General features: G+C 65.9%; 19 protein-coding genes. 6 read left to right on the top strand and 13 right to left on the bottom strand.

Annotation, left to right across the window (positions count from 1 at the left end):
* Nucleotides 1-10: 10 nt before the first annotated feature.
* The 7 genes from OVO38_RS05130 to gdhA form a co-directional block, all read right to left on the bottom strand.
* Entirely contained in the window at nucleotides 11-301 is a 291-nt protein-coding gene (locus tag OVO38_RS05130; protein ID WP_095534828.1) for an acylphosphatase, read from the bottom strand.
* Nucleotides 302-320: 19 nt separating this feature from the next.
* Nucleotides 321-1,823: an alanine/glycine:cation symporter family protein gene (locus tag OVO38_RS05125; RefSeq protein ID WP_095277505.1), complete on the bottom strand. Its 1,503-nt coding sequence runs from the start codon at nucleotides 1,821-1,823 to the stop codon at nucleotides 321-323.
* A gap of 75 nt (nucleotides 1,824-1,898) precedes the next feature.
* Nucleotides 1,899-2,753, bottom strand: a complete 855-nt coding sequence (gene mutM, locus OVO38_RS05120) for a bifunctional DNA-formamidopyrimidine glycosylase/DNA-(apurinic or apyrimidinic site) lyase (protein ID WP_095536782.1) — start codon at nucleotides 2,751-2,753, stop codon at nucleotides 1,899-1,901.
* Nucleotides 2,754-3,527 (bottom strand): ribonuclease III, encoded by a 774-nt coding sequence (gene rnc / locus OVO38_RS05115; protein WP_267207913.1) that lies wholly within the window; start codon nucleotides 3,525-3,527, stop codon nucleotides 2,754-2,756. It abuts the gene before it with no gap.
* Nucleotides 3,524-4,060 carry a YceD family protein gene (locus tag OVO38_RS05110; protein WP_095553952.1) on the bottom strand — a complete coding sequence of 179 codons (537 nt, stop codon included), beginning with the start codon at nucleotides 4,058-4,060 and terminating at the stop codon, nucleotides 3,524-3,526. The genes rnc and OVO38_RS05110 overlap by 4 nt, the downstream gene beginning before the upstream one ends.
* Before the next feature lie 13 nt (nucleotides 4,061-4,073).
* Nucleotides 4,074-4,877 carry a DivIVA domain-containing protein gene (locus tag OVO38_RS05105; RefSeq protein WP_095534830.1) on the bottom strand — a complete coding sequence of 268 codons (804 nt, stop codon included), beginning with the start codon at nucleotides 4,875-4,877 and terminating at the stop codon, nucleotides 4,074-4,076.
* A gap of 82 nt (nucleotides 4,878-4,959) precedes the next feature.
* Nucleotides 4,960-6,306, bottom strand: a complete 1,347-nt coding sequence (gene gdhA, locus OVO38_RS05100) for an NADP-specific glutamate dehydrogenase (protein WP_122086121.1) — start codon at nucleotides 6,304-6,306, stop codon at nucleotides 4,960-4,962.
* A 158-nt stretch (nucleotides 6,307-6,464) separates the two neighbouring features.
* Here gdhA and OVO38_RS05095 point away from each other — a divergent pair, with 158 nt between their 5' ends.
* On the top strand, nucleotides 6,465-7,622 hold the full coding sequence (locus OVO38_RS05095; protein ID WP_267207912.1) for a glycerate kinase: 1,158 nt from the start codon (nucleotides 6,465-6,467) through the stop codon (nucleotides 7,620-7,622).
* Nucleotides 7,623-7,652: 30 nt separating this feature from the next.
* On the opposite strand, the gene OVO38_RS05090 is transcribed toward OVO38_RS05095, so the two are convergent.
* A complete protein-coding gene (locus OVO38_RS05090) occupies nucleotides 7,653-8,051 on the bottom strand; it encodes a hypothetical protein (RefSeq protein WP_267207911.1) in 399 nt (132 codons plus the stop codon).
* Nucleotides 8,052-8,086: 35 nt separating this feature from the next.
* On the opposite strand from OVO38_RS05090, the gene OVO38_RS05085 reads away from it, so the two are divergent.
* The 5 genes from OVO38_RS05085 (at nucleotide 8,087) to OVO38_RS05065 (ending at nucleotide 15,936) form a co-directional block, all read left to right on the top strand.
* Nucleotides 8,087-9,412: a DUF4921 family protein gene (locus OVO38_RS05085; protein ID WP_186439372.1), complete on the top strand. Its 1,326-nt coding sequence runs from the start codon at nucleotides 8,087-8,089 to the stop codon at nucleotides 9,410-9,412.
* 101 nt (nucleotides 9,413-9,513) lie between these two features.
* Entirely contained in the window at nucleotides 9,514-10,797 is a 1,284-nt protein-coding gene (locus OVO38_RS05080) for an amidohydrolase (RefSeq protein ID WP_095545913.1), read from the top strand.
* A 47-nt stretch (nucleotides 10,798-10,844) separates the two neighbouring features.
* Nucleotides 10,845-13,262 carry a glycogen/starch/alpha-glucan phosphorylase gene (locus tag OVO38_RS05075; protein ID WP_267207910.1) on the top strand — a complete coding sequence of 806 codons (2,418 nt, stop codon included), beginning with the start codon at nucleotides 10,845-10,847 and terminating at the stop codon, nucleotides 13,260-13,262.
* Nucleotides 13,263-13,297: 35 nt separating this feature from the next.
* Nucleotides 13,298-15,181: an aminodeoxychorismate synthase component I gene (gene pabB / locus OVO38_RS05070; RefSeq protein ID WP_267207909.1), complete on the top strand. Its 1,884-nt coding sequence runs from the start codon at nucleotides 13,298-13,300 to the stop codon at nucleotides 15,179-15,181.
* Nucleotides 15,151-15,936, top strand: coding sequence for an aminotransferase class IV (locus tag OVO38_RS05065; protein WP_267207908.1), 786 nt, complete (start codon nucleotides 15,151-15,153; stop codon nucleotides 15,934-15,936). The genes pabB and OVO38_RS05065 overlap by 31 nt, the downstream gene beginning before the upstream one ends.
* On the opposite strand, the gene OVO38_RS05060 is transcribed toward OVO38_RS05065, so the two are convergent.
* From OVO38_RS05060 to OVO38_RS05040, 5 genes are all read right to left on the bottom strand, one after another.
* Complete coding sequence (locus tag OVO38_RS05060) at nucleotides 15,905-18,307, bottom strand: excinuclease ABC subunit UvrA (RefSeq protein WP_267207907.1); 2,403 nt, start codon at nucleotides 18,305-18,307, stop codon at nucleotides 15,905-15,907. The two genes, OVO38_RS05065 and OVO38_RS05060, sit on opposite strands and share 32 nt — an antisense overlap.
* 105 nt (nucleotides 18,308-18,412) lie before the next feature.
* A complete protein-coding gene (gene pyk, locus OVO38_RS05055) occupies nucleotides 18,413-19,837 on the bottom strand; it encodes a pyruvate kinase (protein ID WP_267207906.1) in 1,425 nt (474 codons plus the stop codon).
* Nucleotides 19,838-19,889: 52 nt separating this feature from the next.
* Nucleotides 19,890-20,891 carry a prolipoprotein diacylglyceryl transferase gene (lgt, locus tag OVO38_RS05050; protein WP_267207905.1) on the bottom strand — a complete coding sequence of 334 codons (1,002 nt, stop codon included), beginning with the start codon at nucleotides 20,889-20,891 and terminating at the stop codon, nucleotides 19,890-19,892.
* A 59-nt stretch (nucleotides 20,892-20,950) separates the two neighbouring features.
* The gene (locus OVO38_RS05045; protein ID WP_095536792.1) at nucleotides 20,951-21,787 is read right to left on the bottom strand and encodes an indole-3-glycerol phosphate synthase TrpC; all 837 of its coding nucleotides are present in this window, start codon (nucleotides 21,785-21,787) and stop codon (nucleotides 20,951-20,953) included.
* A 73-nt stretch (nucleotides 21,788-21,860) separates the two neighbouring features.
* Nucleotides 21,861-22,583 (bottom strand): TIGR02234 family membrane protein, encoded by a 723-nt coding sequence (locus OVO38_RS05040; protein WP_267207904.1) that lies wholly within the window; start codon nucleotides 22,581-22,583, stop codon nucleotides 21,861-21,863.
* Between the last annotated feature and the right edge of the window lie 15 nt (nucleotides 22,584-22,598).

The raw sequence follows: 22,598 nt of genomic DNA, 5'->3' as shown, positions 1-22,598 counted from the left end.
CAGCCCGTCCTTAGCGTTCCTCAAAGCCGGAAAGCCCCTTCGGCTCGCCGTACTGCACGCCGACAAACTCCACGCGCCCCGGGCGCTTCGCCGTCGACGATTCCTCGTTCAGCAGCGCAAAAAGCTTCTCGACGCTCCCTCGCTCCCCCTCCGCAACAACCTCGACACGCCCGTCGGCGAGGTTCTTCGCGTACCCGCGCAGCCCCAGCTCCAGGGCGCGGGACCGGGTCCACCAACGAAAACCCACGCCCTGGACGTGTCCATGGACGTGGGCTGTCATTCTCACAAGCTGTTCAGTCATGCCACCACACTAGCCGCGGCTACTGATCCGGATGATCCGCCACCTTCAGGTCCTCCGCGCTGCGGCGGGTGACCGGGTCGGAGCCGTCCCAGTACTCCACGTTTTTCAGCCCCGGGACCATGTCCCGGTGGAAGACCGGGTCGACGCCCTTGGCGCGCTGCTCGTTGTAGTTCTTCAGCAGCTTGAAGGCCACCCCGCCGAGCGGGACGATGGCGATGATGTTGATGATTGCCATGGTGCCCGCCATGGTGTCGCCCAGCGCCCACACGAGCGGCAGCGAGCCGAAGGCGCCGAAGATGACAAAGCCGATCACGCCGAGGCGGAAGAGCAGCATGACGAGCTTCGAGTCGGTGAGGTACTCCACGTTGGCCTGCGCCAAGTAGTAATTGCCAATCACGGAGGAGAAGGCGAGGAAGAACAGGATGAAGGTGACGGCGTGGGTGCCCCACGCGCCGACGCTGTCCGCCAGCGCGGACTGGGTCAGCGACGCGCCCTGGATGTCATCGTTGCCGTAGGAAACAGCTGGGCCGAGCAGCACGATGAAGGCGGTGATGGTGCAGACCACGAGGGTGTCAAAGTACACGCCGAGGGTTTGCACCAGGCCCTGCTTGACCGGGTGCGACACCGTCGCGGTCGCCGCCGCGTTCGGCGCGGAGCCCTGGCCGGCCTCGTTGGAGAACAAACCGCGGCGCATGCCCTGGGCGAACGCGACGCCCAGCCCGGCGCCGGCGACCTGCTTGAGGCCGAGGGCGTGTCCGACGATGAGGGCGAACATCCCGGGCACCTCGGTGATGTTCATGATGATCACGAGCAGGCCGATCAGGATGTACGCGATGGCCATGAACGGCACGATGATCTGCGTCACGCTCGCGATGCGGGTCACGCCGCCGAAGATGATCATCGCCGTCAGCGCCGCAACCGCCGCGGCGACGATGCACTTCATGGCGACGGAGTCGGTGTTGAACGAGCCGCCGACTGCCTCCACGATGGAGTTGGTCTGAATGGCGTTGTACACAAAACCGTAGGTCAGCGACAGCGCGACGGCGAAGATGACGGCCAGCGGCTTCCAGTTCAGCCCGCGCGTCATGTAGTAGGCCGGGCCGCCGTGGTAGTTCCCGTCCTCGTCCTTGGTCTTCCACAGCTGCGCGAGCGTGGACTCGACGAACGCGGTAGCGCCGCCGACCAGGGCGATGATCCACATCCAGAACACGGCGCCCGGGCCGCCGACGGAGATGGCCAGCGCAACGCCGGCGATGTTGCCGGTGCCCACGCGGGACGCTGCGGAGATAGTGAAGGCCTTGAACGCGGAGATGCCACCGTATTCCTCATCAAGGTCGCGGCCCTCGCGGTCCTTGCCCTTTGGTGTCTCGGTGACCGCCTTGAGCATTTCAGGCAGGAGTCGGATCTGCACAAAGATGGTGCGGAGGCCGAAGTAGATACCGGCTGCCAGGAGCAGCCAAGGAACGACGTTCCAGATGATGCCATTGAGCGAGTCGTTCACAAACGACGTTGCGGATTCCATGGCGGGAATCTTAATGGGTGATATGAGGAAACTCGCAACGACGATGTACGCTTCCCCACATTCGTGGGCGGGCAGTTAGCCGCGTTGGCACTGGGGGCAGTAGAAGCTGGAGCGCCCGCCCACCACCATCCGTTCGATGGGGGTCCCGCAACGGGCGCACGGTGCGCCCGCTTGCCCGTATGCGTTTAACGAGCGCGAGAAGTACCCCGAGGCGCCGTTGACGTTGACGTAGAGGGAATCGAAACTGGTGCCGCCCTGCTCGAGGGCGCGTGCCATCACGTCCCGCGCGTGGTCCAACAGCGCGATGGTGTCGCGTTGGCGCAGCGAGCGGGCGCTTTTCGACGGCCTCACGCCCGCCGCCCACATCGCCTCATCGGCATAAATCGACCCGATCCCGCTCACCACCTCTTGGTTGAGCAACACCGTCTTAATCGCCGAGCGTTTCGTGCGAATCAGGCGCGCCGTTGCGACCGCGTCAAAGTCGTCCTCGAACGGGTCCGGGGCAATGTGCGCGACTGGTTCGGGCACATCGCCAGAAAACGGGGCGTACTGCCACAGCCCGAAGGTGCGCTGGTCCACGAAGTCCAGCTCGAGCGGCTCCCCTGCCACTGCGCTATCGCGGCCGGAACCGCCAAGCAGGGCCCGAATGCGCAGGTGCGGGCTGTCAACGCTGCCCGGAGCGCCGACGAGCATCTGCCCGCTCATGCGGAGGTGGATGACAAGGGCGTCGGCGCAATCCAGCGTGAGCCACATGAACTTGCCGCGCCGCCCGGTGCCGGTAATGGTTGTTCCGGGCAGGACAGCTGCGAGGTCGTGGGTGTTCCCGCGGACCGCGCGGGGGTGCAGCACCTCGACCGCGGTGAACGTGCGGCCGACCACGTGGCGATCGAGCCCGCGGCGGACCACCTCCACCTCTGGCAGTTCGGGCACTTAGTGCTCCTTGGCGGTGCCCGCCACGGCCTCGGGGTGGTCGCGGAGGAACCGGACCGCGTTGCGCGCCGCTTCTTGCTCCGCCAGCTTCTTGCTCGGGCCGACACCGCGGCCACGGGACTCCTCGCCGACGAAGACGTCGGAAGTAAAGGTCTTGTCGTGGTCGGGGCCCACCGAGGTGGCGCGGTACTCCGCCAACGGGGCCTTCAGCTCTGCGAGGCGCTCCTGCAGTTCGGTCTTCCAGTCCTTGTGCTTGCCGGAGACGGTGGCGTGCTGCAGCTTGTCGTCGAACAACCGGAGCACGACGTCCCGTGCCGCGGTGAAGCCGTGCTGCCGGTAGATCGCGCCAAACAGGGCCTCGGTCGTATCGGCCAAGATCGAGTCCTTCTTCCGGCCGCCCGTGGCCTCTTCGCCTTTGCCCAACAGGATGTGCGGGCCCAGGTCAATCTCGCGGGCGATGTCCGCCAGCCCGTAGCGCGACACGATGGCCGCACGCATCGGAGACAGATCGGACTCCGGTCGTGACGGATAGAGCTCGAACAGCTTCGTGGCCACCGACAGCCCCAGCACGGCGTCGCCGAGGAACTCAAGGCGCTCGTTGTTTGGGAGGTGACCGTGCTCGTTGGCAAAGGAGCGGTGCGTCAGGGCGAGGCGCAGGTAATCGTCGTCAAGCTGCACGCCGATGCGCTCGAGCAGCGGCGAGTGGTGCACTGCAGCGAAGGCTTGCGCAAGGGCCTCCTCGCCGGAGAGTTTGTGTTTGCGGGACCGGCTCACAGGAACTTCTCCAAACCGGCCCAACGCGGGTCAACCAGGTTGTTTTCCTCCCCTGACACGCCGTCCGGGTCGGGGACCTCGGTGTCGCCGTCGCACTCTGGCTCGCAAACCGGGTTGAACGGTAGGGTCAGGCCCGCCTCGTCCACAAACGCCTGCTCAAGGTCAACCGTTTCGTCCTCAATCCGGCGGATCTCATCGCCCGAGCCCTGGTCCTCCTCAGCTTCTGCATCGCCGACGATGAAGCCGTCGTCGCCTTCAAACACCTGCGAGATCTGCAGTGTCTTCGTGGGCGTCAGCGTCTTCAAGCAGCGGACGCACTCGCCCTTGAACTGAGCGGTCAGGCTGGCGTCCACGAGCACGCCCGAGCCGAGCGGGGTGATGGTCGCATCCACGTCCACTTCCTGGCCCTCCGGGAGGGCAATCATCTCCGGCCCCACCCTCGACGGGCTCGGGCCGGACAGGTGGACGGTGACTGGCATTCCGTCGCCGTGGAGTGCGTCGGCGACATCAACAATGAAAGGATTCTTAGCCATAACAGCCAGTATCCTACTCACGGTTTCCGCGGTCAGCTCGCTGGCTCCGGCCGCTGCGCGGGTAGCCGCGAGGCTCGTAATGGTCCGTCCTTACGTCTCCCCTGCTGTCACCGCGGTCGCGCGACGTACCGGCTGCACCGGCGCCACGGCGCAGCGCGGAACGGTCCGAGGACACAGTGCGCAGGACGGAGGACAGCGACTCCTCGAACTCCGCCAGCTTGGAATCCACGTAGTCGTCGCACTCGCCGCGCAGTCGGGACGACTCGGAGTGCGCCTGCTCGACCAAGCGGTGCGCCTCCTCGTCGGCGCGGCGCATGACCTCGGACTCGGAGATGAGGTGCTCCTGCTGCGCAAGGCCCTCGTCGATGGAGCGCTGGTACTGCTGCTTCCCGTCCTCAACGAGGCGCTCGGCCTCGGTGTGGGCGCTGTCGAGCGCGTAGTCCGCTTCCTCCTGAGCGCGCGAGGTGATGCTCTCCGCGTCCTGCTCGGCACGGGCGACCAGCGAGGTGGCCTGCGCCTGCGCGTCGCTCAACATGGATTCGGACTGGGACTGTGCGTCCCCGAGGATGTGGTCTGCCTCCGCCTTCGCGTCGCCCACGAGCTGGTCCGCGCGGTTTTCGGCACCAATAAGGATCTCGTCCTGCTTATCCAGGACGTCCTGCGCATCATCGATCTCCTTGGGGAGGGACTCCCGGATGTCGTCGAGAAGCGTGAGCATCTCGTTGCGCGGAACCATGCAGTTGGCGGTCATTGGCACGCCGTATGCACCCTCAACAGTCTTGACAAGCTCGTCCAGTGCTTCAAATACGCGATACATAGCTCAATAGCCTACTGGAATCCGCCCCGCGCGAAGCGAAGGCGGAACCAGTGTCCAACAACAACTACAACGACTGCGGCGGTTAGATGACGCCCTGCGCCAGCATCGCGTCTGCGACCTTCTTAAAGCCCGCGATGTTCGCACCGATGACGTAGTCGCCAGCATGGTCGTACTCCTCCGCGGTGTTCGCCGTGACGTTGAAGATGCCGGACATGATCTGGTGCAGGCGGCCGTCGGTGTAGTCGAAGGTCCAGGAGTCACGCGACGCGTTCTGCTGCATCTCCAGTGCCGAGGTCGCCACGCCACCGGCGTTGGCGGCCTTGCCCGGGCCGAAAGAGATCTTCTTTGCGCGGAAGACCTCCACTGCCTCTGCGGTGGACGGCATGTTTGCGCCCTCCGCCACGTACTTCACGCCGTTGGAGATGAGCTTCTTCGCGTGCTCACCGTCCAGCTCGTTCTGGGTCGCGCACGGCAGGGCAACATCCGCCTTGAGGTCCCAGATGGAGCCGTCCTCGTGGTAGGTCGCGCCCTCCGTCTCCTTTGCGTAGTCACTGATGCGTGCGCGGCGAACCTCCTTGACGTCACGCAGCAGCTCAACGTCGACGCCGTTCGGGGTCTCGACCCAGCCGGAGGAGTCGGACATGCCGACGACCGTGGCGCCGAGCTCCTGTGCCTTCTGCGCTGCATAGATGGCCACGTTGCCGGAACCGGAGACGATGACCTTCGCGCCGTCGAGGGACTCGCCCTTTGCCTTCATCATCTCCTGCGTGAAGTACACGCAGCCGTAACCGGTTGCCTCGGTGCGGACGAGGGAGCCGCCCCAGGTCAGACCCTTCCCTGTCAGGACACCAGACTCGTGCTGGTTTGCCAGGCGGCGGTATTGGCCGAAGAGGAATCCGATCTCGCGGCCGCCCACGCCAATGTCGCCGGCGGGGACGTCGCGGTACTCGCCGATGTGGCGCCACAGCTCAGTCATAAAGGACTGGCAGAAGCGCATGACCTCGCCCTCGGACTTGCCCTTCGGGTCAAAGTCGGAACCGCCCTTGCCGCCGCCGATGGGAAGGCCGGTCAGAGAGTTCTTGAAGATCTGCTCGAAGCCAAGGAACTTGATGATGCCCAGGTTCACGGACGGGTGGAAGCGCAGGCCGCCCTTGTAGGGGCCAAGCGCCGAGTTGAACTGGACGCGGAAGCCGCGGTTGACGCGGATCTCGTTATTGTCATCCATCCAGGGGACGCGGAAGATGATCTGGCGCTCCGGCTCGCACAGACGCTCAATAAGCCCGTAGTCCGCGTAGTGCGGGTCCTTGCCCAGGACGATCTTCAGGGAGTCGAGCACTTCGGCGACGGCCTGGTGGAATTCCGGCTCACCGGCGTTGCGCTGGAGCAGCTTGTCGTAGTAGCCAGCGACCTCTTGTTCGATCGAGCTCATGAGCTTTCCTTTCAATACCTGTTAGGCAGTAGGTTTCAGGATCGCGGTTCAGCCTACAGTAGGTTTCGGTCTCGCGATAGAAAACTGCCGAATTTTCATTCTTGGCAGCCAGCTACAATGCCCTCAACATCCCAGCACGCACGGAAAAAGGGGAAATTATGAGCTTGATCACAAATGACGTCGACGGTGTTGAAGCGCCCTCCGCGCGCATCGTTATTGCACCAGACTCGTTCAAGGGCACCGCCACTGCGGAACAAGCCGCACAGTGGCTCGGCGAGGGCGTCCGCAGCGTCATCCGCGACGCCGACATCACCCTCGCACCCATGGCCGATGGCGGCGAGGGCACCTCCTCCATTTTTGCTGGTGAGCGCATCACTCTCCCCACCACGGACGCCGCCGGGCGTCTCACCGAGGCGACCTACACCTACGACGCGGCCACCGAGACCGCCTACATCGACGTCGCCGCAGCCTCCGGCCTCCCCGCCGTCGCTGACCACCCGGTACCGCTCACCGGCGACACCTATGGCACCGGCGTGCTCATCGCGGATGCGGAAACGCGCGGCGCGAAGCGTATCGTCCTGGGCCTCGGCGGCACCGCCACGATCGACGGCGGCACCGGCATCCTCGTCGCGCTCGGCGCGAACCCCATCGACCAGGCCGGCTACCAGCTCAAACCGGGCGGTGGCTCCCTCACACAGCTCGCCGACCTGGACACCGCCAAAGTCAATGTCCCCGCCGGCGCGCTCGAGTGGCTGTTGCTTACCGACGTCACCTCGCCGGCCACCGGCCCCTCCGGTGCAGCCGCAGTGTTCGGCCCGCAGAAGGGCGCGTCTGCCGAGGACGTCGAGCTCCTCGACGCGGGCCTGACCCGCCTGTGCGAGGTGGCCGGGATCGACCCCGCCACGCCGGGGATGGGCGCCGCGGGCGGCCTGGGCATCGGCATCACGTGGCTCTCCACGCTGCTGCACGGCGACGCCAGCCACATCCACATCACGCCCGGCGCGCGAGCCGTCGCCGACGCGAACGGCGTAGCGGACCTGATCGGAGCTGCCTCCCTTGTGATCACCGGAGAGGGCCGCTTCGACTCGCAGACCGCGAGCGGCAAGGTCGTCGGCGCGATCTGTGAGATGGCTCGCGAGGCAGGAGCAGGCTCCCCCACCGTCGCAGTGGCGGCGGGAAGCTTTGAGGGCGAGCCCGACGGGGGCGTGCTGGCTGTGCAGCTGGAGGATATTGCCGATATCCGCGAGCAGCTCGTCCGCGCGGGCGCGCAGATCGCGGTCGCGTACCTCAACGACGGCGCTACTGGCGCCGAGTAGCCGAGGCATCAGCGAGGGGGCGGCGAAGGGTCAGCGCAGGATCGTGACCATCCACGGGAAGAGCGCGGGCACCTCGAAGCAGTCCTGCTGCTCAAGCGCGACCGGGTCGCGCGGCAGGTCCGCCTTCGGGGTAAGGATGCGCGAGAGGCCCATGGCCAGGCGGTTGTAGCTGTCCACGCCCTCGGCGCTGATGAGGTACCGGTGCACCTCGGCCCCGTCGGCGGCGGGGTCGGTGCCGCGCTCTTCTTCGTAGGCGCGCGTGAAAACGGCGAGCACGGGGGCGTCGAGAAGCACTGGGCCCTGGGCCTCGAGCGAGGCGGCGCTGAGCTTGCCGCGACGAACGAGAATGTCCAGCGCGCGCTGGAACGCATCGCCGATTTCGCCAGCGTGGGCGGGCGGGACAAGGACATCGAACTGGATGTGAGGCATGCGACAAGCCTAACCAAGGGGTTACGCTGGGTCGCATGAGCTTTCCGCTGCCCTTGCACCGCGACGCACTGTCCACCATGGCCGACGGGACGATCAAGCAGGTCAACCCGTTTTCCGGTACTCAAGTGTGGACCGTGCCGGGGCGCGGGAACCGGCCGCTATCCACACCCGCGGCCGACCCGAAGCCGCTCTCCGGGGACGACTTCACCCACGCGTGCAACTTCTGCGAGGCGAAGCAACTGGCCACGCCACCGGAGAAGTCCCGGATGGTGCGCAACGGCGAGGAGTGGCGCATCCTGCGTAACCAAATGCCGCACGAGCTGGAGCAAACACGTGCCGAATTCAGGCGCGTACCCAACCTCTTCGAAATCGTCTCCTACCAGTACTGGAAGGAGAACTACGGCTACGAGATCACCGAGGCCCAGCGCTCGCGTATGGATGGCTACTTGGCCGACCACGAGGGCCGCGAGCACATCTACAACATTGTCCGCACGCGGCTGAAGGCCTCCGGGCACCAGGGCGAGCCGGACGAGGCGACCCTCATGTCATACGTGCCCGCGTATTTTGCGGGCGGGCATGACGTGATCATCGGGCGCAGGCACTACGTTGACGGCGCGGAGAATGACTCACAGCTCGCTGGCTCGGGCACGCTCACGCCGGAGGAACACTTCGGCTTCATCACCTTCACCATCGACGCGCTCGCGGACCTGCTCGACCAGAACCGCTACGCGCCCTACGTGGTGGTGTTTCAAAACTGGCTTGCCCCCGCGGGCGCGTCGTTCAATCACCTGCACAAGCAGCTGGTAGCTATCGACGAGCGCGGGGTCCAAGCCGAGCTGGAGATCAGCAAGTTGCGCCAGAACGTGAACATGTACAACGAGTGGGGCGCGAACTACGCCAGCTACCACAACCTCGTCATCGCGGAGAACGAGCACGCCATTGTGCTCGTCGGCATCGGGCACCGCTACCCCACCGTGAGCGTCTACTCCAAGTCCCCGACTTGCGAGCCGTGGAAGCAGACCCCGGACGAGGTCCGCGGCATGTCCAACCTGCTGCACGCGGTCCACGCAGCGACGGGACCGGAGGTGTCGACGAACGAGGAGTGGCACTACAAGCCGGTGGACCTGGACCTGCCTATGCCGTGGCGGATCAACATCAAGTGGCGTATCTCCACGCTCGCGGGGTTCGAGGGCGGTACGAAGATCTACGTCAACACGCTCTCCCCGTTTGATATTCGCGACCGTGTGGTGACCAACATGTACCGGCTGCGCGAGGAAGGCGCGATCGACCCGGGCATCCGGATTGCGACGGAGTGCGCACCGGCGCGCAACGCGCTGCGCTACAACCCCGCGGTTGGGTGAACGCGGGGCGCACGCGATCGCTCGAGCGCCGCGCAAGGTGGTAAACAGGTAAATACACCCAAACCATCGAGCGTGTGGGTTGACCACACGGAGGAGCAACCTTGAGCGACACGAGCAATATCGCGTCCATAATTGAATCCTACGAGATCGATCCGGCCTGGCAGCGCAGGCTCTACGAGCTGCTGCACGCCAACCCGGAACTCTCGCTGCAGGAGGAGGAAACGCACCAACGCCTCCTGTTGGAACTGAGCTTCCTTGACTGCGAGGTCATCGCGCCGATTGGCAAGTACGGCATCTGCGCTATCTTCCGCAACGGCGAAGGCAGCACGGTCTTGCACCGTGCGGACTTCGACGGCCTGCCCGTGACCGAGCAAACCGGCGTCCCCTACGCGTCGCACAAGCGCGTCACCACGAAGGACGGCGAAGTAGTAGGGACCATGCACGCCTGCGGCCACGACATTCATACCGCCGCACTGATGGGCATGTGCCACTTCCTGGACAACACGCGCGACAAGTGGTCGGGCACGTTTATCGCCCTGTTCCAGCCTGGTGAGGAGATCGGCGCAGGCGCAGAAGCGATGGTGGACGATGGATTGGTGGACCGCATCCCCTTCCCCGAAGTCTGCTTCGGCCAGCACGTCATGCCCGGGCGCGCGGGGCAGGTCATGTCCAAGTCCGGCCCGCAGTTTGCTGCCTGCGACTCCATCCGCATCCGCATCCCCGGCCGCAGCGCGCACGGCTCGATGCCGCACAACTCCATCGACCCCACATACACTGCCGCGATGATCATCTCCCGCATGCAGGCACTGGTGGGCCGCGAGGTGGATCCGAACGACTTCGCCGTGGTCACCGTGGCCAGCATGCACGCGGGAACGACCAACAACATTATCCCGGGCCACGCGGAACTGGTGTTGAACTGCCGCTTCTACAGCGAGCGCACCAAGGCCCGCATCTACGCCTCGATCGAGCGCGTCGTCCACGCCGAGGTGCTCGCCTCCGGCTCCACCGAGGCGCCCACGATCGAGTACTTCGCTCACGGCGAGCTGATGAGCAACGACGCGGTGGTGTACAACAAGGTCCGCGCCACGTTTAATGATGTCTTTGGCACCGATTCCGTCAACGCCGCGCGCAAGACCGTTTCCGAGGACTTCCCGGTGCTGCCGCAGGCCTTCGGCGTGCCGTACTTCTTCTGGCTCATCGGCTGCACCCCGCGCGAGCAGTGGGACAAGGCCGTCGCGGCGGACCGCGTGGAACAAGACGTACCGGTCAACCACATGTCCACGTTCCTCCCCGAATACGAGCCAACGATCAAGGCGGCAACCAACGCCGGTTTGGCCGCGGTGCTGACCTATCTGGCCACTGATGCGCCCGCGAAGAGCCGGTAGGCTCGGGCAACGTAAACTCATTTTGCAAAATTCCTGGAAGGCAGAGCATGAACAACCCCGCACACGCCCCGTCGCTCGAGGCCGCGCTCGGCGGCCACGTCCGCGCGTTTTCCGGTAGCACGCCGGAAAACGCCACGAACAAGAAGTTCTGGACCGGCTTGTCCTCCGCCGTGATGGAGCAGCTGGCGGACAACTGGAATGCCACCCGTTCCAAGTACGCCGCAGGCCGCCAGGCCGCATACTTTTCCGCCGAGTTCCTGCAGGGCCGCGCACTGCTCAACAACCTGACCAACCTGGGTCTGGTCGACGAGGCACAGCGCGTGGCGCGTGAGAACGGCCACGAGCTGTCGGACGTGCTCGAGGCTGAGCACGACGCGGCACTGGGCAACGGCGGCCTTGGCCGCCTCGCCGCCTGCTTCCTCGACTCTGCAGTCACCCAGGACTACCCGCTGACCGGCTACGGCCTGCTCTACCGCTACGGTCTGTTCCGCCAGGAGTTCGTCGACGGGTTCCAGAAGGAGCACCCGGACGCTTGGAAGGAGTCCTTCTACCCGTTCATCGTGCGACGCGGCTCGGAGCAGCGCATCATCAAGTTTGATGACATGCACGTGCGCGCCATCCCGTTCGACATGCCGATCACCGGATACGGCACCGACAACGTGGGCACCCTGCGTCTGTGGGACGCGTCGCCGATGCACGAGTTCGACTACGACGCCTTCAACCACCAGCGTTTCACCGACGCGATCATGGAGCGCGAAGCGGTCCACGACATCACCCGCGTGCTCTACCCCAACGACTCCAGCTACGCGGGCAAGGTGCTGCGCGTGCGTCAGCAGTACTTCTTCGTCTCCGCGTCCCTGCAGGAGCTGGTAGACAACTACGTCGAGCACCACGGCGAGGACCTCAGCGAGTTCCACAAGTACAACTCCATCCAGCTCAATGACACCCACCCGGTCCTGGGCATCCCCGAGCTGATGCGCCTGCTTATGGACGAGCACGGCATGGGCTGGGAGGACGCGTGGGAGGTCACCTCCAACACCTTCGCCTACACCAACCACACCGTGCTGCAGGAAGCGCTGGAGACCTGGGAAGAGTCCATCTTCAAGCAGCTGTTCTGGCGCATCTGGGAAATCGTGCAGGAGATTGACCGTCGCTACCGCATCGACATGGAACAGCGCGGCATCGGCCCGGAGGAAGCGCACCACTACTCCCCCGTGCACGACGGTTCCATCCACATGGCGTGGATCGCCTGCTACGCGTCGTATTCCGTCAACGGCGTGGCCGCGCTGCACACCGAGATTCTCAAGCGTGACACGCTCGCCTACTGGTACGGCATGAACCCGGAGCGGTTCAACAACAAGACCAACGGTGTGACCCCGCGCCGCTGGCTGCGCATGTGCAACCCGCGCCTGTCCGCGCTGCTGGACCGCCTTGCAGGCAGCGACGCCTGGGTGACCGACCTGTCCAAGCTGCAGGAACTGAGCCGCTACGCCGACGACCCGGCCGTGCTCAAGGAGCTGCGCGAGATCAAGGTCGACAACAAGCGCGACTTCGCCGAGTGGATCGCGGAGCGCCAAGGCGCCGAGATCGACCCGGACTCCGTCTTTGATACCCAGATCAAGCGCCTCCACGAGTACAAGCGCCAGCTGATGAACGCGCTGTACATCCTGGACCTGTACTTCCGCATCACGCAGGACGGCGAGCGTGACATCCCGAAGCGCACCTTCGTCTTCGGCGCCAAGGCAGCTCCGGGCTACACCATGGCCAAGGGCATTATCAAGCTCATCAACACCATTGCCGAGCTGGTGAACAATGACCCGGAGGCCTCGAAGTACATCACGGTCGTGTTCGTGGAGAACTACAACGTCTCCCCCGCCGAGCACATCATCCCGGCGACCGACGTGTCCGAGCAGATTTCCACGGCCGGCAAGGAGGCCTCGGGCACCTCGAACATGAAGTTCATGATGAATGGCGCGCTGACCCTGGGCACCATGGACGGCGCCAACGTGGAGATTGCCGAGGCAGTGGGCGAGGAGAACGCCTACATCTTCGGCGCCCGCGAGGAGCAGCTTCCCGAGCTGAAGCGCAACTACGACCCGAAGCAGGTCGCTGCCGACACCCCGGGGTTGATGCGCGTGCTCGATGCGCTTGTCGACGGCACCCTGGACGACAACGGCAGCGGAGCCTTCCACGACATTCGCACCTCCCTGCTCGACGGCTTCGGCTTCGACGACCCGGACGTCTACTACACGCTCGGCGACTTCGCGGACTACCGCGACACCCGCGACCGCATGGCCGCCGAGTACTACGCAGACCCGGATCACTGGGCGAAGATGTGCTGGATCAACATCTGCGCGTCCGGCCGCTTCTCCTCCGACCGCACCATCCGCGACTACGCGGAGGAAGTCTGGAAGATCGAGCCGCGCCCGGTCAACGCGGAGCACAACGCGTCCACCGCAAACTAGGAGGCGCACACCCCAGCGGTAAGATCATCCGCACCATGATCTTGCTGCTGGACAACCGCGATTCCTACACCTACAACCTCGCCCACCTCGTGGCGAAGGTGACCGGCAGCGAACCCCTGGTGGTCCGCTGCGACGCCCCAGAGGCACCGGAACTCCCCGCGCGCATCCGCGCCGGGGAGTTCTCCCATATCATCATCTCCCCCGGCCCCGGCACCCCGGAGAGCGACGAGGATTTCGGGGCCTCCCGGCGCGCCATCGAGGCCGCAGCGGAGGCCAAACTTCCGCTGCTCGGGGTGTGCCTCGGACACCAGGGACTCGGGCTCCTCGCCGGTGCGCCGATCCACCGCGCCGCACCGCAGCACGGCATGCTGTCCACCCTCACCCATTCCGGCGAGGGTATTTTCGCGGGGCTCCCGCAGGGCATGCACGTGGTGCGCTACCACTCGCTGTGCGTCGTTGATCCCGCAGCCAGCAACCCGCGTTTGGAAGTCCACGCCCGCGCCGAGGACGGCACGGTCCAAGCGCTCAAGGTCGCGGGCCTGAACCACTGGGGTGTGCAATTCCACCCCGAGTCGATCCTCACCGAGCACGGCGAGGCGCTCATGCGTAACTTCCTCGGCCTGCCCGGTCCGTGGCGCGTGGCGCGCACACGGCTCGAGGGCGCGCTCGACACCGAGGCGCTCTTCCGCGCGCTGCGCTCCACCCTGCCTGCGACGGAGGTGTTTTGGCTCGACTCCGCTACCGGCGACGGCACCACCATCATGGGCACTTCCGCCGGGAGTCTCGCTGCGGTGTTTGGCGGTGCGGGGAGCGTCGATAAGCTTTCTGCCCAGCTGCAACGCGGGGCAGTCGGGCCGATCCCTGGCGGGCTCGTGGGCTACTGCGCCTACGCGCGCACACCCGGCGCGGGCTGGTGGCTGCGCCCGCACGCGTTTGTGGTCTACCACCACGATGGCGCCGTGGTGGAGTGCTGCGTGCTCGTCGACGAGCACGAGACACCCGAGACCGAACGCTTGATGCAGCAGCTTATCCACGCCGTCCGCACCACCCAGGCGACCCCCACCCCGCGACCGCACGAGGCGGGACCGATCGAACTTGGGACCGGGGCGTGGCAGATGGACAAAGACACGTACCTCGGGCGCATCGCGGACATCAAGGAGGCGCTCGCACGCGGCGATTCCTACGAGGTCTGCCTCACCGACACGTGGGAAACCACAATCACCGGGAGCGGTCTCGATGCGTACTGCCGGCTGCGTCGCGCCAACCCCGCGCCGTACGCTGCGTACCTGGACACGGGCACGGAGGAGGTCCTCTGTTCCTCGCCCGAGCGGTTCCTCCGCGTCCGCGGGGGCATCGTGTCCTCCAAGCCGATCAAGGGCACGATCGCACGCGAGGAAGACCCGGCGATCCTGCGGCAGGACGTGAAGACGCGGGCGGAAAACCTCATGATCGTGGACCTGCTGCGCAACGACCTGTCACGGGTGTGCGAGCCCGGGTCGGTCGAGGTACCCAGTCTGATGGCCGTGGAGACGTACGCGACGGTCCACCAGTTGGTCTCTACGGTGACGGGGCGGCTGCGTCCCGGAGTCACCGCGGCGGAGCTATTGCGGGCCACCTTCCCCGGGGGATCGATGACGGGCGCGCCGAAGGAGCGCACCCTAGAGATCATCGACAACTTGGAAGCCGGCGAACGCGGCATCTATTCCGGCACGATCGGGTACTTTGCGTTCGACGGGACAGCGGATCTGAACATTGTGATCCGCACCGCGGTCAAGCGTGGCGAGCAGCTCACTGTGGGCGCCGGAGGGGCAATCGTCTGGGATTCTGATCCCGTGGCAGAGTGGGATGAAAAGCAGTTGAAGGCCGATGCAGTAGTGGAGGCGTTGCAGTGCCCGAAAAGTTCGCGGAGTTCCCGTTAACGGAGTACGTCTGGGAGGACGGTTTCCGTCCTCGCCGCTGGCAACCCGGCTCCTACGTGGACAGGTACACCGTCGCTGATTCGTGGCGCCATTCTCGTGGCCGTGCGAACCGCCTTGACCTCCACCTCAGCCGATTCGAGGAGACCGCGGGACCGCTCCCGGAAGGGTTCGTGGAGGAGATGGTCGCCATGGCCTCCGAGGGCGAGCTGTTCCCCCGCATCGCCTTGTACAAGGGTGAACTCATTTTGCAGCTCCGGTTCGCGCCGCTGCCGCGCGACACCACGAGTCTCACCTACGCAGCCGCGCCGGACCCGCGGAAGCACCCACTGGTGAAGGGCCCCGACTTCATCCCACTTCGCTTGCACCGGCGCGAGTACATGGATACACAAACCGATGACATCGCCATCACCGACAGCTCCGGCGCGATGGTTGAAGCGTCAAACGGCGCGCTCGTCGCGTGGGACGGTGAAACGCTTGTCACCCCAGAGGGTGGCTACCTCCCCAGCATCACGCTGCGGCAGGTGACGGAGCGCGCCCGCTGGTTGGACGTTCCCGTGCGGAGGGAGGCGCTCACCGTAGAGTCGTGCCGCGACCGCCCGCTGTGGTACCTCAATTCACTCCACGGGATTAGCCCGGTGAGCGAGATCCGGACAGCGCAGGGCACGATCATCCCGCCCGCGCACGCGGCGACTGAGCAATGGCGGGAGTGGTGGTGGTCCGGCTTTACGCCCGCGACCGCAGTGCTTCACCGGTAGGCGTATCCAGGCCTGCGAGCTGAGCGGGCGTTGCATCCGCAACGATTTGGCCGCCCTCGGCACCTGCGCCCGGCCCCATCTCCACGATGCGGTCCGCCTGGGCCATCATCGACAGATCGTGCTCGACCACCACGACGGTCTGCCCGGCGTCAACCAGCTTGTGCAGCTCCGCGTTGAGCAGTGCGATGTCGGCCGGGTGCAGGCCGGTAGTCGGCTCGTCCAGGATGTAAACCGTGTGGCCGCGGCGCGAGATGCGGGAGCGCTGCAGCTCGGTGGCGAGCTTAATGCGCTGGGCCTCGCCGCCGGAGAGCTCCGGCGCGCCCTGCCCCAGCCGCAAGTATCCAAGGCCGACGGCCTGGAGCGTTTCCACCGCGCGCAGGATCTTCGGCTCGTCGGCGAAGACCGTGGCGGCGTCGTCGACAGTCAGCTCCAGCACCTCTGCGATTGTGCGGCCCTCCCACTGGACCTCGAGCGTCTCGTCGTTGTAGCGGGCACCGCCGCAGTCCGGGCAGGTAGTGTACGAACCCGGCAGGAACACGAGCTCCACCTCGATCTTGCCCGCGCCGCCGCAGGTCGGGCACTGGCCTTGCTTCACGTTGTAGGAGAATCGGGAGACGGTCCACTTGCGGCGCTTCGCCTCGTCGGTGGAGGCGTAGAGCTTGCGCACGTTGTCGAAGAGGCCGGTGTAGGTGGCCAGCGTGGAGCGCGGCGTGCGTCCGATCGGCTTCTGCGTAATCTGCACGACGCGGCTCACGCGCTCGAGGCCATCCGCATTGTCGACGGACCACCCGCGCTCCTCGGCAGGGCTGTCCTCGTCGGTCACCATTGTCGCGTTGCGGCGCAGCAGCCCCGCGAGCACGGTGCTGATCAGCGTGGATTTTCCGGATCCGGAGACGCCAGCCACCGCGGTGAACTGGCCAAGGTGCAAAGTGAAGTCCAACGCGTCGATGCTGCGGGCGCGAACACCGGAGAGCACGAGGTCGCCGGCAGGCTCGGTCGGCTCCGCCTTCAACTCAAGTGTCCTATTGCGCAGGGCGCGGGCGGTGGGGGTGTCAGCGTCGTAGTCCGCAACCGGGCCAGAGTAGACCACGTCGCCGCCGCGCTGTCCGGCGAGCGGGCCGACGTCTACAAGCCAATCGGCCTGCGCGACTAAATCCATGTCGTGCTCGACGAGGAGGACGGAGTTGCCGGCGTCGATGAAGCGACGGCAGATGTCCAGCACCGCTCCCCGCTCGGCCGGGTGGAGGCCGGCGGACGGCTCGTCGAGCACGTACGCCACGCCGAACAGGCCGGAGCGCAGCTGTGCCGCCAGGCGGATACGCTGCAGCTCGCCGCCGGAAAGCGTTTGCGCCGGTCGGTCCAAGCTAAGGTGACCCAGCCCGAGCTCCAGGGCGGAGGTCAGTGAAGGCAGAATCTGCTTGAGCAGGAGCGCCTCGGCGGAGCTGGGGTCCTCCGGATGCTGCTGAGCCAACAGCTCGTGGGCGACGTCGAGCGGGAGGGCGCCGAGCTCGTCGATAGGCAACCCTGCGTAGGTGACCTCGAGGGCGCGCTGGTTCAGTCGGCGGCCGTTGCAGGTTTCGCAAGTCCGCGACTCCATGAAGGACAGGGTGCGCTTGCGCAGCGAGTCGGACTGCGTCTCCGCGAGCGTCTTGCGCAGGTAGCTCGCCACCGAGCGCCAGGTGCCCTCGTAATTGCGCTGGATCTGGTCCTTCCCGCGCAGGGGCTTGACGGTGACTACCGGGCGCTCGTCGGTAAACAGGATCCACTCGCGGTCCTCCTGTGGCAGGTCCTCCCACGGTGAGTCCAGGTCGTAGCCGAGTGCCTGGAGGATGTCGTGGAAGTTCTTGCCCGCCCACGCGCCGGGCCACGCCTTGATCGCGCCGTCCTCAATGGACAGCGACGGGTCGGGGACCATCGTTGCCTCCGTCGGCTCGTGGACCACGCCCGTGCCGTGACAGGTGGGGCACATGCCCTCCGGCGTATTCGGGGAGAAAGAGTCGGAGTACAGGCCGTGCGGGTTGTCGCCCGCGCGGGAGTACAGGAGGCGGATGCTGTTGGACAGCGCGGAGATCGTGCCCACGGTCGAGCGCGTGCCGCCGGAGGTGGTGGACTGCTGCAGTGCGACGGTGGGCGGCAGGCCCTCGACCTGGCTCACTTGGGGGTCCACGGCGGAGCCGATGAGGCGGCGCGCGAAGGGTGCGACTGACTCGAGGTAGCGGCGCTGGCCCTCGCCGTGGATAGTGCCGAATGCGAGCGAGGACTTGCCCGACCCGGACACGCCCGTGACGGCCACGAGCTTTCCCCGGGGCATGTCGACGTCGACATTGTTGAGGTTGTGCAGGTGGGCGTCGCGGACAGAGATACTAGACATGCTGCCACCATACGTCCGTCCCTGGAAACGCGACATCGCCCCCGGCTGAGCACATGTTTCAGTGCGTCAGCCGGGGGCGATGCGGCAGCAGTTCGCGCGGAAGTCTTAGCGCGGGCTGCGGGTATCCTCGCCCAGCTGGTGGACGTGGATGGTGTTGGTGTTGCCGGAGATTCCCGGCGGGGTACCAGCGACAACCACCATGGTGTCGCCTTCGTCGTAGCGGCCCATGCCCAGCAGGATTTCGTCGACGACCTCGATCATCTCGTCCGTGGAGTGGACATCGCGGCAGAGGAAGGTCTCCGCGCCCCAGGACACGGCGAGCTGCGAGCGCACCTGCGGGTGCGGCGTGAACACCAGAATGGGCAGGTCCGGGCGCAGGCGGGCCACGCGGCGTGCGGTGTCACCGGAGGTGGTGAAGGTGACAATCGCGCGGGCGTGCAGGTTCTGAGCGATGTCCTTGGCCGAGTACGCCACCACGCCGCGCTTGGTGCGCGGGACGTGCTGGAGCTTCGGCACCTCGCCGGTGCCCTCTGCGGAGCGGACGATGCGGCTCATGGTGCGGACCACGTTGTGCGGGTCGACGCCGACGGAGGTCTCACCGGAGAGCATGACCGCATCCGCGCCGTCCAGCACAGCGTTTGCAACGTCGGAAGCCTCTGCACGGGTCGGGCGGGAGTTCTCAATCATGGAGTCCAACATCTGGGTTGCCACGATGACCGGCTTCGCGTTCTCGCGGGCGATCTGGACGACGCGCTTCTGCACGGCCGGGACCTCCTCGAGCGGGATCTCCACGCCGAGGTCGCCACGGGCAACCATGACGGCGTCGAATGCGAGGATGATCGACTCGATGGCGTCAACCGCTTCCGGCTTCTCCAGCTTCGCGATCACCGGGACGCGGCGGCCAACCTCGTCCATGATCTCGTGGACCAGGTCGACGTCCGCCGGGGAGCGGACGAAGGACAGGGCGATCATGTCCACGCCCATGTTCAGGGCGAAACGCAGGTCGGCCTTGTCCTTCTCGCTCAGGGCCGGCACAGAGATGTTCATGCCGGGCAGCGACACACCCTTGTTGTTGGACACCGGGCCGCCCTCGGTCACGCGGCACACGACGTCGTTGCCGTCGACCTCGACGCACACCAGGCCGACCTTGCCATCGTCCACAAGCAGGCGGTCGCCCGGCTGCGCGTCGTTGGCCAGGCCCTTGTAGGTGGTGGAGACGCGGTCGTGCGTACCCTGCACATCATCAATAGTGATGCGGACGGTCTCGCCGGTCTCCCAGAAGGTCTTTTCGTCCTTGAAGCGGCCCAGGCGGATCTTCGGGCCCTGCAGGTCAGCCAGGATGCCGACGGCGTGACCGGTCTCATCGGTCGCCTCGCGGACCCAGTCGTAGTTCTTCTGGTGATCAGGGTAATCACCGTGCGAGAAGTTCAGGCGGGCGACGTCCATGCCGTCCTTGACCAGCCCGAGGATGCCCTCCTTGGAAGCCACAGCCGGACCCAGCGTACAAACGATCTTTGTTCTTCTATCCACGATCTCCAACCTATCTGGATGTTGACGAACTCTTCAGGGCGACGACTCCGCCTCAGCCTTCATGACCGGGGCGATTGCCGGGCCCTGCTTCCGGTTTCCAACGGTACTCCTTTTCGTCTTCCGATGACCGTTCGGGCACAATCGGACATTCCGCCGTATCCTCCTGCGCTTCCCCGTCGACCGGGCCAGATCCCCTATTCGACTGCACCTTAGCTGCGGTTTCACGTCCCTTGGGCAAGCGCAGGAACAGGATAACCGCGATCAAGAACACAATTGCAGAAACCCAGGTGTTGACTCTCTGCCCGAAAATCATCGTCGCCTCGTCGCTTCGCATGAGCTCTACAAAGAAGCGACCGAACGTGTACCCCGCCACGTAGAGCCAGAACACGCGGCCGTGCCCGAGGCGGAACCGGCGGTCCGCCCACAGCAGCAGCGCGCAGACGAGCAGGTTCCAGACCAGCTCGTAAAGGAACGTCGGGTGCACACTGGTCAAGACCTCTCCGGTCGAATGCCCGGTCAGTGGCGCGAACTTCCCGGACTCGTCGACCCGGTAGTAGATGTCCAGCGCCCACGGCACATCCGTTTCCGCGCCGTAGAGCTCCTGGTTGAACCAGTTCCCCAGTCGTCCGATGCCCTGTGCGAGCACAACACCGGGCGCGAGGGCGTCGGCAAGCGGCGCAAACGGCACCTTGCGGTATCGCATGAGGGCCCACACCGCGAGCGTGCCGAGCGCGACCGCGCCCCAAATACCCAGGCCACCGGCGGTAATGTTGAGCGCCTGCAGAGGGTCCTTGCCGGGGCCGAAGTATTTCTCATGGTCCGTAATGACGTGGTAGAGACGGCCGCCGACGATACCCGCCGGGATCGCCACGATGGCCGCGTCCCACACCACGTCCGGGTCGCCGCCGCGCGCCTTGTAGCGCCGCACGCCGAGCCACATTGCCGCGAGGATGCCGGTGATGATGCACAGGGCGTAGGCGCGGATCGGCACCGGCCCGAGGTGCCACACGCCTTGCGGCGGCGACGGAATATTTGCCAAGTAAAAGGTTTCCACGACACATAGTGTGCCTGAGCGTGCCCCGAATCTCGAACAGGGCCTCGTGCTTATCGACGCTACCTCCGCGACGGGCAGGCCGGGTGCTGCCCAGCTGCCGCAAGCTTCCTGGTTGCCGCCAAGATGTCTCCCCCGTTCATGATCGCCTCGGCGGCCAGCACCGCGTCCGCCCCGCACGCGGCAGCCGCCATCAAGTCCTTCGCGGTCGCGACGCCGCCAAGGCTGATCTTGATCACCTCGCTGGGCAGACCCGGCGCGATTTCCGCAAACGCGTCGCGGTTGAGCGAGTTCGTCTCAAACGACCACGAGTTCACCGCGATGACGCTCGCCCCGGCCTGAAGCGCGCGGTCCGCCTCCTCTGGGGTGCGCACCTCCGCCATGACCACCATGCCGAGCGACTCCGCGCGATCCAGCAGCGCGGTGAGCCTCGCCTGCTCCAGGATCTCCACCTGGAGGGGAAGCACGTCCGCGCCGTAGCAGCGCGCCTCGTGGATCTGGTAGGGGTCAACGATCACGTCCCTGCACACCATGGGCAGCTCCACCGCTTCCCTGGCGGCCGCCATGTCCGCCAGGGAACCGTCGAAACGCAGGCGCTCCGTCTGACACGCGATGAGGTGCGCCCCGCCCTGCTCGATGGCGTGCGCCACCTCCTCGATGGACTGGTAGGTGGCGGCGGTCGGTCCGAACACCGGAGAGTTGCGCTTAATCTCCGCAACCACCCCGCACCCGTGGCGCAGCAACGCGGCTTTGGCGTCCCGAGTTGGCGCCATAGCGCGGGAGCGGGCCTTGATGTCCTGGAAGGAAACGACAGATTCGCGCTTGGCAACGTCGCGCAGGACACTGGCGACAACGGTGTTGACCTTGTCGGGCGCGTCAGCCGTGTGCGGTGCCAACATGACTACCTCCAGGAGTCTTGACTCTTGTCCATAGAATAGACGGATTGGCCGCTGCGCACGAAATCTCCCCTGGTTACTGGTCCCGTCGGCGCACTGATCGCTCCGGGCGCTCCGGGCGCTCCGGGCGCTCCGGCTGGCCTAACTGTTCGGTCGGATCGATGTCTGCGTCCAGCGCGTCCCACAGGACGCGACCCGAGTCCGGGCGTGCCTCGAGGTCCTCATGGATCTTCTCGCGGCGCACCGTCTCCTGCTCGTACTTGTTCAGCTTCGCAGAATCCTGTCCCGGCTTGGCCGCCAGCAGCACGCCGCCGACCACCGCAACGAGGCAACCGAGCAGCGCGCCGATCGGCCCGAGCGGTGCCACCGTCGTGGCAGTAATGTCGGCCCATTCCGCAATCACAGCTCCTGATGACTGGGATTGTTGCGCGGTCTGCGCGGTGTCGGACCCCACGCTGAGCAGCGTGTGCACCCGCTCGGGGTCGATCGTGCCGAGCAGCGTCGTCGCCGGCGAAATCGCGCCGCCGACGCCCGCGAGCGCGCCAACGATGCCCACCGCGCGCCGACCCCAGCGCCGCAGGGCAACGCCTGCGATCATGCCGACGATGAGCAGCAACGCGACCGCCGTCGTCTCCGTGGACCACTCCGCCCCGCGGATGGCCACGCTGCCTCCGCCGGAGAGGTCGTCCTGGTAGTCCACCTGGATCCAGTCCATGCGTGCGAAGGCCCACAGCGCGGCACCGCCCACGCCGAGCGCGATCGCGCCCGCGCGGGACCAGCCCTTCGACGGTTGGCTCATGTTGTGCTCCTTAGT

Origin of the sequence: Corynebacterium sp. Marseille-P8863 (assembly GCF_946902955.1) — a bacterium.
Classification (GTDB): Bacteria; Actinomycetota; Actinomycetes; order Mycobacteriales; family Mycobacteriaceae; genus Corynebacterium; species Corynebacterium gottingense.
The sequence above is the reverse complement of the archived record's forward strand: the minus strand, read 5'-3'. Positions and strand labels throughout refer to the sequence as shown.

Bases quoted from the DNA above. Each gene is read 5' to 3' on its own strand.
- OVO38_RS05125 (WP_095277505.1), bottom strand. From the start codon at position 1,823: ATGGAATCCGCAACGTCGTTTGTGAACGACTCGCTCAATGGCATCATC.
- OVO38_RS05045 (WP_095536792.1), bottom strand. From the start codon at position 21,787: ATGTTGGCACCGCACACGGCTGACGCGCCCGACAAGGTCAACACCGTT.
- OVO38_RS05095 (WP_267207912.1), top strand. From the start codon at position 6,465: ATGAGCTTGATCACAAATGACGTCGACGGTGTTGAAGCGCCCTCCGCG.
- OVO38_RS05090 (WP_267207911.1), bottom strand. From the start codon at position 8,051: ATGCCTCACATCCAGTTCGATGTCCTTGTCCCGCCCGCCCACGCTGGC.
- OVO38_RS05130 (WP_095534828.1), bottom strand. From the start codon at position 301: ATGACTGAACAGCTTGTGAGAATGACAGCCCACGTCCATGGACACGTC.
- OVO38_RS05075 (WP_267207910.1), top strand. From the start codon at position 10,845: ATGAACAACCCCGCACACGCCCCGTCGCTCGAGGCCGCGCTCGGCGGC.
- OVO38_RS05060 (WP_267207907.1), bottom strand. From the start codon at position 18,307: ATGTCTAGTATCTCTGTCCGCGACGCCCACCTGCACAACCTCAACAAT.
- OVO38_RS05110 (WP_095553952.1), bottom strand. From the start codon at position 4,060: ATGGCTAAGAATCCTTTCATTGTTGATGTCGCCGACGCACTCCACGGC.
- pabB (WP_267207909.1), top strand. From the start codon at position 13,298: ATGATCTTGCTGCTGGACAACCGCGATTCCTACACCTACAACCTCGCC.
- OVO38_RS05085 (WP_186439372.1), top strand. From the start codon at position 8,087: ATGAGCTTTCCGCTGCCCTTGCACCGCGACGCACTGTCCACCATGGCC.
- OVO38_RS05105 (WP_095534830.1), bottom strand. From the start codon at position 4,877: ATGTATCGCGTATTTGAAGCACTGGACGAGCTTGTCAAGACTGTTGAG.
- gdhA (WP_122086121.1), bottom strand. From the start codon at position 6,306: ATGAGCTCGATCGAACAAGAGGTCGCTGGCTACTACGACAAGCTGCTC.
- OVO38_RS05040 (WP_267207904.1), bottom strand. From the start codon at position 22,583: ATGAGCCAACCGTCGAAGGGCTGGTCCCGCGCGGGCGCGATCGCGCTC.